Below are 16,322 nucleotides of genomic sequence, written 5' to 3' on the forward strand. Positions count from 1 at the left end.
CGCAGCAGACAACGTGGCAGGACAGGATTCGTGCAGGACATGACGGCGAGATGATAGCGGCTTTCCAGATGCTCGTCTTGACGGGCGCACTCGGAATTGTGGCCGCCTGGATGCTGGCGCGTCCGGTCAAATCGCTTTGGCTGCGTGTTACGCCTGCCTGCATGCATGCTATTGCGGGAACGTACAGCCTGTTCCTGCTGTGGCGTGGGCAGAATGAGCCGGTGAGGGGAGCCTCGTTTGGCGTGGCGCAATTCGGTCTCATGGCATTCTGGCTGATTGCGGCGGCTGTTATGATCGCTATGGGGATGCTGGTGTTCCGCTCGGTCGGGCGGAGGCCGCCCATTCTGCTGGCCGGGCTGCATGCGACGCTGGCAATGGGGGGCGTGCTGATGCTGGCCGCTTATGTTGCCTTTCCGGGGCCGTGAAACAGAACAAGGGGGCTGACTGCCCCCTTGTTCGTTACTGATTGGATCGCGTTTGACTCAGGCGGCAGGCTGCGGGTCTTCGTAGCAGCCGGACTGGCGGGCGCGTTCCCGCACCAGAGCCAGCACCAGCTCGCAGGACGGCATCGGTGTCCCGGTGACATGACCCAGTTCCACCACCGCACCCAGCAGTGCGTCGATTTCCATCGGGCGGCCACGTTCCAGATCCTGCAACATGGACGTCTTGTGCACGCCGACCTCGGCCGCGCCATCGATGCGCTTTTCCAGATCGATGCCGAAGCGCACGCCGAGCTTTTCGGCCACGATCTGGGCCTCGCCCATCATGCCCCGGCAGGTCTGGCGCAGGTCGGGACGGGTGGTGATGATGTCGAGCGTGGCACCGGTCAGGGCGCTGATCGGGTTGAAGCAGAGATTGCCCCAAAGCTTGACCCAGATTTCATCACGGATGCGCGGACGCACCGGCGCTTTCAGACCGGCAGCGATCATGGCCTTGCTCAGCGCGTCGATACGCGGAGAACGGCTGCCATCGGGTTCGCCGAGTGAGAAGCGATCGCCATAAGTGTGTTCAATCACCCCCGGCTCCACCACTTCGGAGGCCGGATAGACCACGCAGCCGATGGCCTGGCTGGGAGGGATGATGTCCCACAATTTTCCACCCGGATCGACGCTTTCCACCCGACGGTTGGCGTGTTCGCCTTCCAGACCGTAAAAATACCAGTAGGGCACGCCATTGATACCGGTGACGAGTGCGCTGTCCGGTCCCATCATCTGTGCGATGGACGGGGCGGCGCCGGGCAGGGAATGCGCCTTCAGCGTCACGAACACATAATCCTGAATGCCGGCCTCTGCCGCACTGCCGACAGCGCGCACGGCGACGGTGTCACGCTCACCATCCCTGATCAGGGTCAGCCCATTCTGTTGCAGGGCGGCAAGTTGTGGCCCGCGTGCCACGAGGGTGACATCCACCCCGGCTTTCGCAAGCTTGAAGCCAAGCAATCCACCGATGGCACCGGCGCCGAAAATGGCGACTTTCATCGTCTCGATCCTTGCGTAGGACGGCCTTGTATAGCTGGCCGTGTTCATCATGGCGGGTCAGGCGACGCAGCAGGAAAACCATCTGCACCGCCTTGTTTCATGCGTTGGAAAAGACGGCGCTTACGCTGTCAGTCCCAGCTTTTCCGCCAGACCGATGCGCTGCAGCTTGCCGGTGGCGCCTTTCGGAATTTCCGTCAGGAACACAATCTTGCGGGGCACCTTGAAGGCTGCCAGACGCTGGCTGAGATAGTCACGAATCTGGTGCTCGTCGGCGGTCTGGCCCTCATGCAGCACAATGGCGAGGCCGGCTTCTTCCCCCAGCTTGTCATGCGGAATGGCGAAGGTCAGGCATTGCTGTACCGCCGGGTGTTCCATCACGACGTTATCGACTTCAAGCGGGCTGAATTTTTCCCCGCCACGATTGATGATTTCCTTGATACGCCCGGTCAGCCACAGATACCCGGCCTCGTCGATCTTGCCCTGATCGCCGGTGCGGAACCAGCCATCATGGAAACCCTTCAGATTGGCATCCGGGTTGTTCTCATACCCTGCCGTCACGTTACGGCCACGGATCACGACCTCACCCAGCTGGTTCGGGCCGAGAATGGTACCATCGTCATCCATGATTCCGACTTCAGGACCGGCCGCAATGCCGACGCTGCCGGCATAATGCGGACGCGGGGGCAGCGGATTGGAGCACATCTGATGGGCGGCTTCCGTCATGCCGTAGGCTTCCAGCACGGGTACGGAGAACGCATCCTCCAGATCCTTCATCACCTGCGGCGGCAGGGAGGAGGAGGAGGAACGGATAAAGCGCAGTCGGCTTTTGGCGATGGTGTCCTTATTGCGTCCGGCCAGACCAAGAATGGCCTGATGCATGGTCGGCACTGCCGTATACCAGCTCGGGTTCGCTTCAGAGAACCAGGAGAAGAATTTGAACGCATTGAAGCCAGGCGTTGCCACCACGGATGCACCCGCCGCCAGAGAAGACAGGGTGGCGGCGATCAGCCCGTGAATGTGGAACAGCGGCATGATGTTCAGGCACACATCGATCGGGGTCAGCGCCAGCGTTTCAGCAATATGAATCGCGGAAGCAGAGACATTGATCTGACGCAGCGGCACGATCTTCGGGCGGGAGGTGGTGCCGGATGTATGCAGGACCAGCGCGATATCCTCGGCCTGCGGAGTGCCCGCCTCGCGCGGCTGACCGCTCAGCCCTTCCGGCAGCGCCAGTGAGAAATCTCCCGCGCCGGAGGTTTCGATCGGGTCCAGCTCGATCACCGGGATGGAGCGGCGTGCCGCGACGATGCGGGCCGGGCTTTCCATGCCGCGCTGGATCACCAGCGCCTTGGCGTTGAGATCGGACAGGTAGAAGTCGAATTCTTCTTCCTTGTAGGCGGGATTCAGTGGTGCGGTCGTGGCGGCATGGGCAACGGCGATGAAGCTGGCAGCCATTTCAGGTCCGTTGGGCAGCACGATGGCCACGCGGTCACCGCGGCCAATCCCGGCCTTACCCAGCGTTTCGGCCGTACGGGCGGCCAGGGCGCGCAGCCCTGCATAGGTCAGTGCGGTGCGACCGGGCGCGCCGATGGCGGGCGCATCGGCGGCGCCGCGTGTCAGCAGGCCCTGAATCGTGTCAGCGAAATACTCGGTCATCGTATCCCCTCGATGTCATGAGCGGTTATGCGTGGGACGATCCGCAGGCTCTGCCACCCCGGTAGAGGCGGATCGTGCGCCGGAGCAGGCGCAAGGCAGGAAATCTTCGTAAGGTTGTTATCAGGGCCGGACGCAATGATGGCCGCCCGGCCCTGACAGGTCCGTCTCAGTCGTAAGACACCGGAGACAGAGAAAGTCCGTTTTCTTCCATGGCCCGGATATTGGCGTGCCGCAGTGGCTTCAGCACGAACAGGGCCAGAATGGCGGCCAGAGCATTGCTGGCGGCGGCGACATAGAACACGGCCTCCCAGCTTCCGGTATGGGCCGTGATGATGGAGCTGACCGGAACCAGCAGGGCGGAGGTGCCCTTCGCCGTATACAGCATACCGTAATTGGTAGTGGCATATCGGCGGCCAAATGTATCGGTGCAGGTGGCCGGGAACAGGCTGTAGATTTCACCCCAGGCGAAAAACACCAGGCCGGTGACGATCACGAAGGCAACCGGGCTGTGCGCATAGTGCAGCAGGGCGAAAATACCCAGTGCCTCGATCCCGAACGCGATGAACATGGTCAGTTCACGACCGATACGGTCAGAGACCCAGCCGAAGAACGGGCGTGTCAGACCATTCAGAACACGATCAAGGGACAGGGCGAAAGTCAGCGCAGGTAGTGTCAGGCCCAGCAGGGTTACCGGCATCTGATCGACACCATAATCTCTGGCGATGACCGCGATCTGCGCCGTTGCCATCAGCCCGCCGGTGCAGACCAGAACGAACATCAGATACAGCAGCCAGAAAACCGGATGACGCAGGGTCTGGGCCGGCGTCTTGCCTTCCAGCTCTCCTGTGGCGCTACTGGAATCGATGGCGGAGGGTGCCTTTTTCGGGGCAACCAGGAACATGGAGGCAATCATCACGATCACACCCTGCCCGAGACCAAAGGTCAGGAAGGCTGATTCATAACCGTGAGAGGCAATCCAGGATGAAATCGGCACGATGGTAACGGCCGAGCCAGCGCCGAACCCTGCTGCGGTGATGCCGGAGGCGAGACCGCGCTTGTCCGGGAACCATTTCAGCGCATTGCCGACGGTGGCACCATAGACCAGACCGCACCCGACACCACCGACGGCGGCAGCGGTGTAGAGCACGATCAACGAATCGGCCATGCTGTCGATGGTCCAGGAGGCAGCGATCAGCACCCCACCCGCCAGAACGGCCAGTCTGGGACCATAACGGTCAACCAGCCAGCCTTCGATCGGCACCAGCCATGTTTCGGTCAGAACGAAAACCGTAAAGGCCACCTGGATGGCGGCGCGTCCCCAATGATGCGCCTTGTCGATCGGCAGGACGAACAGGGTCCAGCCGTACTGCAGGTTCGCAATCATCACCATGCAGACGACGCCAAGCGCCAGCTGCAGCCAACGGGATCCCGGTGGCTGGAGGGCGGTTCCACTCATAATGCTTAGGCTCCCTAACATTGCGGGAAACTCATCCCCACATTGATTTTCTTTCTACAAAACCCCCGACAGCTTGTTAAGTGTTGCGGGGGCGAAATTTTATGCTTTTATGACAGGATAAGAAGAAATTTTCAAACAAAATATATCTATTTGGCTTTATAATTGATCGTCCTCTTGAGGGAGAGGGGGATCGCGTGGCATTGGCAGCCTTTGAACCGTGGAACTGGCCCTGACGAATGCTGCGCCGTCTGTATGATCGTATCCTGTCTCTGGCCTCTTCCCCGCGCGCACTATGGTGGCTTGGGCTGATTGCATTCGCCGAAAGCAGCTTTTTCCCCATCCCTCCCGATGCATTGCTGATTCCCATGTGCGTGGCACGACCGGAACGCGCCTGGCGTTTCGGCCTGATCTGTACGTTGGCCAGTGTTGCTGGGGGAGCGTTGGGATACTGGATTGGCTTTGCCCTGCTCGATGCCGTGGCAAGACCTATTCTGGAACTGTATCATTATGAACACGCCATTACGCGTTTTCAGGAAACCTATGCGCAGTACGGGCTGTGGGTGATCCTTCTGAAGGGGCTGACCCCAATCCCTTATAAGATCGTTACGATCGGCTCCGGCGCAGCGCATTTCAATTTTGGTATCTTCATGCTCGCCAGTCTGGCGACCCGTGGGCTGCGTTTTTTTCTGGAAGCGGCGTTACTGCGCCGCTTCGGTGCCCCGGTCAGTCATTTTGTGGAAAAGAGGCTGACACTGGTGACGACTTTGTTCGCGCTGGCAGTGGTTGGCGGCTTTGTCCTCTTGAAGCTCCTCTGACTGGGCTTTCCCTCTCCCCCCCTGGAACCTCCTCAAATCCTCTGCGTTTGAGGCGTATCATGAGGGCAGGTCTTTTTTGGCCTGTCCGATTGATTTGTATCCTTATAAAACAGTCCCCTTATCATAACGGACGTTCTATAAGGATAATCTGCGATTCTACACCTGTCAGGCTCATGACAGGCCGTTTGTCGCGCGTGACCTTTATGCCTGCGGGGAGGAGTTCCTCATGATTACGTTGAATATCAACGGCGCCGATCACCAGTTCGATCTGCCGGAGGACATGCCTCTGTTGTGGGCATTAAGGGATGTGGCCGGGCTTACCGGTACGAAATTCGGTTGCGGTATTGCCCTGTGCGGGGCGTGCACTGTTCATATGGACGGGGAAGCAGTTCGCTCCTGCACCCTTCCGTTGGGAGAAGCCGCCGGTCACAAGATCGTGACTATTGAGGCGGTCGGGGATACCCCGGCAGGGGCGAAAGTTCAGAAAGCCTGGCTTGATATCGAGGTCGTCCAGTGCGGGTACTGCCAGTCGGGGCAGATCATGGCGGCAACCGCCCTGTTGAATGCACATCCCCACCCAACAGATGACGATATCGATGCGGCCATGAGCGGCAATATCTGCCGTTGCGGCACTTATCCCCGCATCAGGCGCGCCATCAAGCAGGCAGCGCAGGCATAAGGGGGAAGCCATGAACCATACCACTCTTTCCCGTCGCGGCCTTCTGGCCGGAGGGGCCGCTCTGGTTATCGGCACATGGCTGCCGCGCAGCCGCTACGCAAAGGCAGAAGGGGCTACAGAACAGACCGACCGCTCATTTGCGCCCAATGCCTTTATTCGTGTGGCACAGGATGGCGGCATCACGTTGATCATGCGTGATGTAGAAATGGGGCAGGGCATCTGGACCGGAGCGTCCATGCTGCTGGCTGAGGAACTGGAGGTTGGGCTCGATCAGATCACCCCTCAATTTGCGCCGCCGAATGACGAATTATATGCTTCTCCCATTCTTCAGATTCAGGCCACTGGTGGTTCGACGTCTATCCGCGGCGACTACAAGGAATTTCGTATGGCCGCTGCTACGGCACGCAGCGTGCTGGTGCAGGCTGCCGCCCGCGAGTGGGGCGTGTCGCCCAATGAATGCGTCGTGAAGCGTGGCGTTGTCAGCCACCAGGCTTCTGGCCGCAGTGCACCATACAAGGATTTTGTGGCTGTTGCCGTGACATTGCCGGTGCCGAAAGACGTACCGCTCAAGGATCCGAAAGACTGGACATTGATCGGTCATTCGCAACGGCGTCTGGACACCCCCCCAAAGGTTAATGGCACGGCCATATATGGGATTGACGTTAAACTGCCCGGTTTGAAGGTCGCGACAGTCGAGACATGCCCCGTCCTCGGCGGGAAGCTGGTTTCGATGGATGAGAAGGCTGCGCGGGCCATTCCCGGCGTGCGGGATGTTCTTAAGCTGGATCACGCTGTGGCTGTGGTGGGCGACCATTTCTGGGCTGCAAAGCAGGGTGTGGAAGCACTCCATATCGTCTGGGACGAGGGACCAAATGCGCAGGTCTCACAGGCCGGGATCGTGGAGGGCCATAAGGCTGCCTCCCGAACGGATGGCCTGACGGCGCGCAAGGTGGGTGATCCGGAAGGCGCATTGTCCAGGGCAGCCAGCAGGATTGAGGCGGTGTACCAATTGCCTTTTCTGGCTCATGCGCCCATGGAGCCGATCAATTGCACAGTACATGTGCGTAAGGACAGTGCCGAAGTCTGGTGTGGCACTCAGGTTCCGGCGCGTGCGCAGGATGAGGTCGTGCAGGTGACCGGTCTGCCCAAAGACAGGGTTCAGGTCCATAATCATATGATCGGGGGTGGGTTCGGGCGTCGGCTGGAGTCTGAATATGTCCGTCAGGCTGCTGCTTTCGGTCGTCAGGTTTCTTACCCGTTAAAGCTGATCTGGACGCGGGAGACCGATATTCGTCACGATCGGCTTCGGCCTTACTATTATGATACCTTGTCCGGTGGGTTGGATGCGGATGGCAAGGTTATCGCATGGACGCACAAAACCACGGGTGCCAGTGTGTTGGCTCGCTGGGCACCGGTGGCAATGCCGAAAACAGGCATTGATCCCGATCTGATAGAATGTGCTGAAACACCCTATGACATTCCAAACATGCGTAATTCATGGGTGCGTCACGAGCCGCCCGGTGTCGTTGTTGCATGGTGGCGGGGTGTTGGGCCGGCACATAATATTTTTGTGGTGGAAAGCTTTGTGGATGAGCTTGCCGCTGCAGCCAGACAGGATCCGCTGACCTTCCGCCGCACATTGTTGCATAAAAACCCCCGCGCATTGGGTGTGCTGAACGCAGCCGCTGAAAAGGCAGGCTGGGGAACGTCCCTTCCGCCGCGCCACGGGCGTGGCATCATGGTACAAAACGCCTTCGGTAGTTATCTCTCAGTCGTGTGCGATGCCGAAGTAAAGCCGGATGGGACGGTCCGTCTGCACAGGCTGGTTGCAGCGATGGATTGTGGACGAGCAATCAATCCGGATTCTGTTCGGGCGCAAATCGAGGGTGGGCTGGTATTCGGCTTGACGGCTGCGCTTTATGGCGAGATCACGCTTGAAAAAGGCCGTGTTCAGCAATCAAATTTCAATGATTACCGTATGCTGCGGATGAATGAGGTTCCTCCGATCGATATTGTGCTGATCGATAGTACCGAAGATCCAGGTGGTTTGGGAGAAACCGGTACTGCGGCAGCATTCCCTGCCATTGCGAATGCTGTTTTTGCGGCGACTGGAAAGCGTATCCGGCGTTTACCGCTTGGTCTGGGACAGCTGGCAGATGCGTGAGCGTGGCAGGAAGGGATGCATTTCAATGTCTGATCTTACAGAAATTGCTCATCAGGATTCCTGTTCCACATTTTCCTCTGGTACACTGTCAGGGCTTGGACGCGCCATCACGACGGGATTGGCAACTTTTGCAATAGCGACCTGTGTGGCGGGCAGTGATATGGCCCATGCCGGGGAGAGTGCTCATGATGCACTGGTTGAAAAAGGAAAATATCTGACGACGGCAGCGGATTGTGAATCATGCCATACCGCAAAAGGGGGTGTTCCTTTCGCCGGCGGTCGGGAGTTCAAGCTGCCGATGGGCGTTTTATATGCGCCGAATATCACGCCGGATAAGGAGACAGGAATCGGCGACTATACGGATGACGAATTTGTTTCAGCCATGTGGGATGGAATAGGGCGCGGCGGTCGACATTTATATCCGGCTTTTCCTTATACGTCGTATACGAAACTGTCACGGGATGATGTGCTGGCAATCAAGGCGTATCTGTTCAGTCTCAAGCCTGTTCATGCCGTCTCTCCTTCAAACAGCATGAGTTTTCCTTTCAGCCAGCGTTGGCTGATGGTGGGATGGAACATGCTGAACAATCCGAACAGACGGTTTGAACCTGATTCTTCCAGGTCTGCGGAATGGAACCGCGGCGCCTATCTGGTGGAGGCGCTTGGCCATTGCGGTGAATGTCACACGCCGCGCGGATGGACCTATGGCATGAAAAACAGCCGTGCCCTGTCAGGTGAGACGATGCAGGGTTGGAAAGCCTACAATATTACCAGTGATCCCAAGCAGGGAATTGGTGACTGGTCCGAGAGTGAGCTTGAAGCCTATCTGGCTACAGGTCATAGCGATGGTCGGGGCAGCGCCTCCGGACCCATGGCAGAAGCGGTCAGTTACAGCCTGAGCCGTCTGACCCATGATGATATTCACGCTATGGCGGTTTATCTGAAAGCCGTGCCACCGATTGCAGATGGTGTCGGTGTTGCACCTGCTCCAGAGCAGGCGAAGACGTCAGATTCCGCTACTTCCGCAAACAGCGAGGGTGGCCGCCTCTTTGCCGGTGCATGCAAAGGCTGTCACACACTCAGCGGAGCCGGGAGGCAGACGATCTATGCCGGCATTGCCGGAGCAGCCACCGTCTCCGATCCGGAGGGTACTAATCTCGTTCGCATTCTGCTTGATGGTTCGGTGCTTGATATAGAGAAAAACGGCCTCCCTACCGTGCATGCGTTCATGCCTTCCTTTGGCCTGTCACATACCGATGCGGAACTGGCCGTGCTCTCCAACTATGTGCTTGGCCATTTCAGTGGCGTGCGTGGAACTGTCACGGCAGATCAGGTGAAGGATGCACGCACTGCACAATGAGGTGGTTCAGACGGTGGTAAACTGAAACCCGATTTGATGACGGTAGAGTTCACCTGGCTTGATTATCGAGTAGGGAAAGCTGCTGTGATGCGGGGCATCCGGATAATTCTGCGCTTCCAGTGCAACCCCCGCATAGCGCTGATGAAGCAGACCGTTCAGCCCTTTAAACTGGCCGGTCAGATTATTGCCTGTATAGACCTGCAAACCTGCCTGAGTTGTCATGACGCGCAAAAGGCGACCATTATCGGGATGATACAGCCCCGCCACGTTACGCGGATGCTCGGTCACCCGACCTTCAAGGCAGAAACAGTGATCAAGCCCGCCTGCGATTTTCAGTTGCGGATGATCTGATAACAGGATTGTGCCCAGCATGGCAGGCTGCTGGCAATCAAATGGGGTATTTGCGACGAAACGGGGCGGAGAAAACGGAATCTGGGCAGAATCCGTCGCCAGATACTGTGTGGCAGCAATCTGGATTACATGATCGTGGATTGTGCCCGCAGCCCCCAGATTGAAATACGGATGTGCGCTGAGATTGATCGCAGTCGGTTTGTCAGTCTGTGCGGTCAATGTCAGCCAGAGTGTATCCCCCACCAGCCTGTACTCTGCTTCTGCATAGACTTCTCCGGGGAAGCCCTGATCGCCATCAGGACTGTTCAGACCGAAGGTAATACTTTCCGCGTCGTGCCGCACAACGCCCCAGAGTCTTTTGCCAAAACCATTCGGCCCGCCATGGCGTGTATTGCCATTTTCGTTGGTGGCCAGACGATGGCGAGCACCATCAATCCGTAAATCCCCTCCTGCTATCCGGTTGGCATAGCGGCCTAGCACGACACCCAGCGATCCACCTTCCGCCGCGTACGCTTCAGCACTGTCATGACCAAGCAACACATGGCCCCATGCTCCATCACGGTCTCTGCTCATGATGGAGACCATCCGCGCACCGTCATCGGTAAAAGCAACCTGCAGATGCTCATTACTGGCCCGGAAAAGGGAGGCTTTCTGGCCGTCTGCTGTGTTCCCGAAAGGGAAGTGCTCCATTGATATCGCCTTTTTGTAACGAGGCGATTATTTCCGCTTTGTATGGCGTGCGACAAGCCCTTTGCAGTCATCCACGGAACCAATTCCCGTCTGGATGGTCGGTAATAAGGCGAGCGGAGGGAACAGAATCCCAAGACCAATTGCAGCTCCCGCCCTGATCCCCAGTTCTGCCCCCGGCGTAATGGAAGGATTTTTGAATGTCCCGCCGATATTGATTGGCGTCGGAAGGGAGCCAATCGTAAAATGGTTTGCCTCCGTACGGATGGCATAATCCAGTGTTTCTGTACGAAGGTTGATTATCCCTGTGCCACGTATGTCGGATTCCGTTGTATCGATGGCAAATAGCTGTGTATTCATCACGCCTTGCTTCAGCGTATAATCGGCGATCATACAGCGGATCTGTGCTTTGGAGGGGATACCCAGCGCGGACAGAACCGCGTTGCCGAACTGAAGTCCAGACAGGCTGACCAGAAGCGCACTGATATTACCTCCGTGGCCCATGGTCAGGCGCAGATATCCATCGCCATGACCAAGCATCTGGGCAACAGAGTTCCCCTTTGTCTTGATGCTGGCCTCTCCACCAATCAGGCCGCCTCCTGTGAAGCCGGAAACAGATTTCAGCAGGCGCTGTAATTCAATTTTGTGAAAAGAAATGCTGGCATCTGCAAGAATGGTGTTGCCATCCGGTGCCAAATCGATGGTGCTGCTGACATCACCCTTGCCAATCCCGAAGGAAAGGGGATGAAGCTGGATATGACCATCAACGATATCCATCACCACCGCCACATTATCCAATGGCATGGATCGGCCCAGGATCGATTGGCTTTTATAACGCAGGTGAATATCGGCCGCTTTGAGCTTTGGAATACTGATCGGGCGGGTCGGAAAAAATTGAGGGCTGGCTTCTGCTTTGGCGACTGCTTTTTTTTGTTCGGCGGTTTGTCCCGGTGTAGTTGTTTTTCCGGGTGTGGAACCGATAAAACCGCCCAGATCATCAAGATCAACCTTACGGCTGTAAAGATCGGCTGTTACAACAGGCCGGGTGCTGGAAGGGTCGACTATGATGGAGCCGTTCAGGTCGCTGGACCCTACATGGCCGGTAAAATTCTCGACTTTGACCCGGTGCTCTGCATAGGTCATATGCCCTTTAATATCGTAAGGCGGAGTCTGGGGAATGGGGATTCCGGTCAGCGGATACAGGGCCGCCATATCGGCCCCTTTCAGCGTCAATGTCAGATCGGCCCCGGCGAAATGCAGCGGATCGGCAATAGTGCCACGCAAGGAGCCTTTGGTCGGGCCATTCTCCAGATGGAGTGACAAAGGATAGACTGTATGATCCTGCCGCAAGGTCAGTACGTCTCCGGCGACCAGCCCACCCGTCATCGGCTGTCCGGCATAGCTGCCTTTGGCATCTGCGATCAGGGCATTTTTGCCGGTGCTGTCAGGGCCTGTTGCCAGGGTGATCGAAACATCGGCTTTTAACGGTGCATCCTGAAACAGGATGGTGCCGCCCTCTATCTGCAAGGTTCCGATTTCAGGGCTATCACGCTTATCGGCGGCAGCTTCTGACTTGTCTTCGCTTTTGCCTGATGGAAATGTCCAGTTATTGCGATTGTCTTCCGTCCTGATCAGGTGAAGCGCTGGTTTCGTCAGGGCGATGCGAGGAATGGCAATGAGGTGCTCCCGCACATAGCGCAGGACATCAACCTCTATTTCCAGTCGTTCTATATGGGCAAACTCGTTTTTGCCGTCCTGTTGGCCTGACTGTTTTCCATCGGAAGAGGGAGGAACAGGAAATCCATCAGGCTGGGCGATATGCACCCCCTCCAATTCAACGCTGGTGATCCGCCCGGGATGGAGATTGAAATGTGTCAGGCTGACGTTCCGACCCAGCACCTGACTGAGTTGCGATGCCACAAGGGGCCTGAACCAGTTCCAGTCCCATAACAGGATCAGCGCAACTATACCTCCGCCCACAAAAGCTGTGCTGATCAACCATTTTTTCTTGCGTGCGGAGGGTGCCATCCTTTGCTAACGGCGGGATAAACGCCGGGTTGCGCCAGCAGGAAAGAAGGCAGGAAACCCTGCTTTTTATCAGGGATCCTGCCAATCCTCATGCCATGTGCGCCCATCACGTTCTATCAGGGCAATGGAGGCAGTCGGCCCCCAGCTTCCGGCCGGATACATGCGTGGGCCTTCGGTACTGTTGCGCCAGGCTTCCAGAATTGGATCGCTCCATATCCAGGCGGCTTCCACTTCATCCCGCCGCATGAACAGGGAGGGGTTGCCGCGCACCGTATCCATCAGCAGGCGCTCATACGCATCCGGGTAGCGCATGCCGAACGCTTCCTCAAAACTGATGTTCAGCCGTGCCGGCCGCAGCCTCAGCCCACCCGGACCGGGATCTTTCTGCATTGTCACCAGTCGCATGCCTTCATCCGGCTGCAGACGGATGACCAGCCGGTTCGCCTGTAACTCCGTGCTGTCTGAAGGGAAAATCGAGTACGGGACATGTTTGAACTGGATGACGACTTCGCTGACTTTCTGCGGCAGGCGTTTGCCGGTGCGCATGTAGAACGGCACGCCCGCCCAGCGCCATGATCTGACTTCCGCTTTCAGGGCTACAAAGGTTTCGGTTACCGTTGGATGTCCAACCTCATCGACATAGCTGTTGACCGCGCGACCCTGAATCGCCCCTTTTCCGTACTGGCCACGCACGGTAGACAACGCGACCTCATGCTCAGCCAGTGGTTTCAGGGCACGCAGAACCTTCAGCTTTTCATCACGCAGCCCGTCTGCTTCCAGAGAAACCGGTGGTTCCATCGCCAGCACACAGAGAAGCTGCAGCAGGTGATTCTGGATCATGTCCCGCATGGCGCCGGAGCTGTCATAATATCCGGCGCGCTCTTCCACACCGACCGTTTCCGAGACCGTAATCTGAACGTGATCAATATTATCGGCGTTCCACAACCGCTCAAAAATCGAATTGGCAAAGCGGAGCGCGATCAGGTTCTGAACTGTTTCCTTACCAAGAAAATGGTCAATGCGATAAATCTGCCGCTCGGCAAAGATCTTGCCAACGGCGTCGTTGATCGCGCGGGATGAGTCCAGATCCTGCCCGATCGGCTTTTCCAGAACAACGCGTGATTGCTCGCTGACCAGTCCGGCTTTCTCAAGATTTTCGCATGTGTCGCCATACAGGGCGGGGGCGGTGGCCATATAATAGACACGGATACGATCGGGTTGCTCATCCAGCAATGTCGCCAGAGTATCGAATCCGTCACCGCTTTTGCCATCCACATGCCGGTAATGCAGCATCGAGCGAAACTGGTTGACCGTTTCCTCCTGCCATTCATCCGCCTTGATGTGTTTGCGCAGATGTTCCAGCACCATATTAGCATAGTCTTCGCTGCTGAGATCGGAGCGTGCAGCTCCAATCAGGCGGCTGTCAGGTGGAATTTGCCCGTCACGCAGCCGCCGATACAACGCCGGCATCAGTTTGCGAAGGGTGAGATCGCCTGTGGCGCCGAATACGACACCATCAAAAGTACTGACAGGAATGATCTGGGCCATCGAAGCCTTCTTTCGGATCTGTCGGGTCAAAGTGTTGCATCGTGATCAGTTTGGCATCTTATCGTTGATGGCGCGTGCTGTCCGCTGCTGGACGCGGATGCGTTACCATCTCGAAGAGGATGAACCATGTCAGACAAGCAATCTGCTACAGACAGTGCAAGGCTGCCAAGCATGATCAAATTATGGACATGGCCTACGCCGAACGGTCAGAAAATTCATATTGCTCTTGAGGAGCTGGGTTTGCCCTATCGCGTCATTCCTGTCGATATACGGAAGGGTGAACAGTTTTCTCCCGAATTTCTGGGCATCACGCCGAACCATCGAATTCCGGCGATCATTGATCCTGATGGGCCGGGTGGACAGGCGCTGACCTTATGGGAATCCGGTGCGATCCTGATTTATCTGGCGGAGAAAACCGGGCGTCTGCTGCCTGCTGATCCGGTTGGGCGGCTGAAGGCGATCCAGTGGCTGATGTTTCAGATGGGCGGTGTTGGACCGATGTTCGGCCAGTGGAACCATTTTTCGGCCTACGCGCCGGAGACTATCCCTTATGCCGTGGAACGCTATCAGAACGAGGTTTTGCGGCTGCATCGCGTTCTGGAGACACGATTGAAGGAGGCTGATTATCTGGCCGGGACGGAGTATTCCATCGCTGATATCGCGACCTTTCCATGGATCACGGCCTTAACCGCGAAACTGCCTGTTCTGGATGATTATCCTGCGGTGCGGCGATGGCACGACTGCATCGCATCGCGTGATGCCGTGCAACGGGGGATGTCCGTTCTTCAGGATCGCCGCCAGACCACGCCGATCACTGATGCTGAACGTGAAGTGTTGTTCGGCTCCAGCCAGACGACACTGCCCGGAGCCTGATCCGCCCGTTGCTGCGCCTCTTGCCTGATCATCAGCCTATGGCGGCCCGATGGTCAGGCATCGGATCAGCCTTTTTGCGGCCGGTAACGCCAGACGCTGGCCGGGGGGAAGTTCAGGGGTGTCCAAGCTTCCCGCTTTCCCGTCAGTCCGTGTTTGCGGGCTGGCAGGGGGGAGGTCGCGCAGTAGCTGTAATGCAGGAACCCTATCCCCGGCGCGACGGCTTCCATCGCATCTATGAACCGTTTCTGGGCCGCCAGTGGCAGCAGAACCAGCGGAATACCGCATACGATGCTGCCAACCCGACCGTGCCATTGCGCAGGCAGCAGGGCTGGCAGTTCCCGTGCGTCCCCTTCGATCACCTGAACACCTGGCAGCGCTTTGCGCAGATGAACGGCCATGTCCGGCACGATCTCGACCACAAACAGCCGCTCCGGAGGGATACCGCTTTCCAGCAGGGCCTTGGAAATCACGCCTGTTCCGGCGCCAAGTTCCAGCACAATCTGGTCATGGTTACGGCGAACCTGAGCGGCTACCCTGCGACAAAGTGCCGGAGATGAAGGAATAACCGATCCCATTTGCAAGGGATTGGCCAGCCAACGTTTCAGGAAAAGCGCGGTGTTTGAAACATTGCTGGATTTTCTCTCAGTTGATTGTTTCAGATTTGTGGCAGTAGCCTCGACTTTTACTGTCATAATACTGCAATATTTCCGCTTTGTTGGCAGACTATTAGTGAATACTCCATAAAATTCTTGTCGCAAAGAGATGAAATAGGTTTGCCGATCAGAGTGTCTGATAAAAAACCGTTACATCGTCATGAAGAGGAGATGAACGCGCAAAACCCCGCGTACCATGGGCACGCGGGGTAAAGGCAGGTCAGGCTAACAGAACGACGCGGACTGATCAGAGGTCAGCCCGGGAGGTCCCGGAGTGCCGCAGAAAACTGCGACCGGAATTATTTGATTTTGGCTTCCTTGAAGGTCACATGCTTCCGCACGACCGGGTCGTATTTGCGGAACTCAAGCTTGCCGGTCTGAGCGCGGGCATTCTTCTTGGTCACATAGAAGAAGCCGGTATCGGCAGTGGAAACCAGTTTGATCTGAACAGTGTTGCTTTTGGCCATGACTCGCTACCTCTCGAAGCGCCGGAAGATGCTCATACCGGGGCCTCAGGTCAAGCTTTTCGCATCGTTTCCATGATAATTCAGGTCCGAGCACAGGTAATAGCTGC

At 57.2% G+C, this 16,322-nt stretch carries 14 protein-coding genes; 6 read left to right on the forward strand and 8 right to left on the reverse strand.

All coding sequences use genetic code 11. The features are described from left to right. Positions 1 to 50 precede the first annotated feature (50 nt). Positions 51 to 425 carry a hypothetical protein gene (locus GbCGDNIH8_RS04060; RefSeq protein ID WP_072572188.1) on the forward strand — a complete coding sequence of 125 codons (375 nt, stop codon included), beginning with the start codon at positions 51 to 53 and terminating at the stop codon, positions 423 to 425. A 57-nt stretch (positions 426 to 482) separates the two neighbouring features. Here GbCGDNIH8_RS04060 and GbCGDNIH8_RS04065 read toward each other — a convergent pair whose 3' ends face one another. The 3 genes from GbCGDNIH8_RS04065 to oxlT all read right to left on the reverse strand — a co-directional run bounded on the left by GbCGDNIH8_RS04065 (position 483) and on the right by oxlT (position 4,590). Next, a complete protein-coding gene (locus GbCGDNIH8_RS04065) occupies positions 483 to 1,529 on the reverse strand; it encodes a 2-dehydropantoate 2-reductase (RefSeq protein ID WP_253736105.1) in 1,047 nt (348 codons plus the stop codon). A 69-nt stretch (positions 1,530 to 1,598) separates the two neighbouring features. Beyond that, the gene (locus GbCGDNIH8_RS04070) at positions 1,599 to 3,134 is read right to left on the reverse strand and encodes an acyl--CoA ligase (RefSeq protein ID WP_072572189.1); all 1,536 of its coding nucleotides are present in this window, start codon (positions 3,132 to 3,134) and stop codon (positions 1,599 to 1,601) included. Between the two features lie 166 nt (positions 3,135 to 3,300). Next, positions 3,301 to 4,590, reverse strand: coding sequence for an oxalate/formate MFS antiporter (gene oxlT, locus GbCGDNIH8_RS04075; protein ID WP_253736106.1), 1,290 nt, complete (start codon positions 4,588 to 4,590; stop codon positions 3,301 to 3,303). Between the two features lie 236 nt (positions 4,591 to 4,826). Here oxlT and GbCGDNIH8_RS04080 point away from each other — a divergent pair, with 236 nt between their 5' ends. The 4 genes from GbCGDNIH8_RS04080 (at position 4,827) to GbCGDNIH8_RS04095 (ending at position 9,608) form a co-directional block, all read left to right on the forward strand. Beyond that, positions 4,827 to 5,405: a YqaA family protein gene (locus GbCGDNIH8_RS04080; RefSeq protein ID WP_072572191.1), complete on the forward strand. Its 579-nt coding sequence runs from the start codon at positions 4,827 to 4,829 to the stop codon at positions 5,403 to 5,405. A 226-nt stretch (positions 5,406 to 5,631) separates the two neighbouring features. Next, positions 5,632 to 6,084, forward strand: a complete 453-nt coding sequence (locus tag GbCGDNIH8_RS04085; RefSeq protein ID WP_072572192.1) for a (2Fe-2S)-binding protein — start codon at positions 5,632 to 5,634, stop codon at positions 6,082 to 6,084. Between the two features lie 10 nt (positions 6,085 to 6,094). Continuing rightward, positions 6,095 to 8,248 (forward strand): xanthine dehydrogenase family protein molybdopterin-binding subunit, encoded by a 2,154-nt coding sequence (locus GbCGDNIH8_RS04090; protein WP_072572193.1) that lies wholly within the window; start codon positions 6,095 to 6,097, stop codon positions 8,246 to 8,248. Positions 8,249 to 8,273: 25 nt separating this feature from the next. Next, positions 8,274 to 9,608: a cytochrome c gene (locus GbCGDNIH8_RS04095; RefSeq protein WP_081368826.1), complete on the forward strand. Its 1,335-nt coding sequence runs from the start codon at positions 8,274 to 8,276 to the stop codon at positions 9,606 to 9,608. A 6-nt stretch (positions 9,609 to 9,614) separates the two neighbouring features. Here the strand turns inward: GbCGDNIH8_RS04095 and GbCGDNIH8_RS04100 are convergent, their stop codons facing one another. From GbCGDNIH8_RS04100 to zwf, 3 genes are all read right to left on the reverse strand, one after another. Continuing rightward, a complete protein-coding gene (locus GbCGDNIH8_RS04100) occupies positions 9,615 to 10,649 on the reverse strand; it encodes an aldose epimerase family protein (RefSeq protein WP_072572194.1) in 1,035 nt (344 codons plus the stop codon). 27 nt (positions 10,650 to 10,676) lie between these two features. Continuing rightward, positions 10,677 to 12,674, reverse strand: a complete 1,998-nt coding sequence (locus tag GbCGDNIH8_RS04105; protein ID WP_072572195.1) for an AsmA family protein — start codon at positions 12,672 to 12,674, stop codon at positions 10,677 to 10,679. 69 nt (positions 12,675 to 12,743) lie between these two features. Further along, a complete protein-coding gene (gene zwf, locus GbCGDNIH8_RS04110; RefSeq protein ID WP_072572196.1) occupies positions 12,744 to 14,222 on the reverse strand; it encodes a glucose-6-phosphate dehydrogenase in 1,479 nt (492 codons plus the stop codon). 126 nt (positions 14,223 to 14,348) lie between these two features. Here zwf and GbCGDNIH8_RS04115 point away from each other — a divergent pair, with 126 nt between their 5' ends. After that, entirely contained in the window at positions 14,349 to 15,095 is a 747-nt protein-coding gene (locus GbCGDNIH8_RS04115) for a glutathione S-transferase family protein (RefSeq protein WP_253736107.1), read from the forward strand. 65 nt (positions 15,096 to 15,160) lie between these two features. Here the strand turns inward: GbCGDNIH8_RS04115 and GbCGDNIH8_RS04120 are convergent, their stop codons facing one another. Next, complete coding sequence (locus GbCGDNIH8_RS04120; protein ID WP_253736108.1) at positions 15,161 to 15,787, reverse strand: class I SAM-dependent methyltransferase; 627 nt, start codon at positions 15,785 to 15,787, stop codon at positions 15,161 to 15,163. Between the two features lie 260 nt (positions 15,788 to 16,047). Further along, a complete protein-coding gene (gene rpmG / locus GbCGDNIH8_RS04125; protein WP_011631508.1) occupies positions 16,048 to 16,215 on the reverse strand; it encodes a 50S ribosomal protein L33 in 168 nt (55 codons plus the stop codon). Between the last annotated feature and the right edge of the window lie 107 nt (positions 16,216 to 16,322).

Source organism: Granulibacter bethesdensis, from assembly GCF_001889545.1.
In the GTDB taxonomy this organism is placed as follows: domain Bacteria; phylum Pseudomonadota; class Alphaproteobacteria; order Acetobacterales; family Acetobacteraceae; genus Granulibacter; species Granulibacter bethesdensis_B.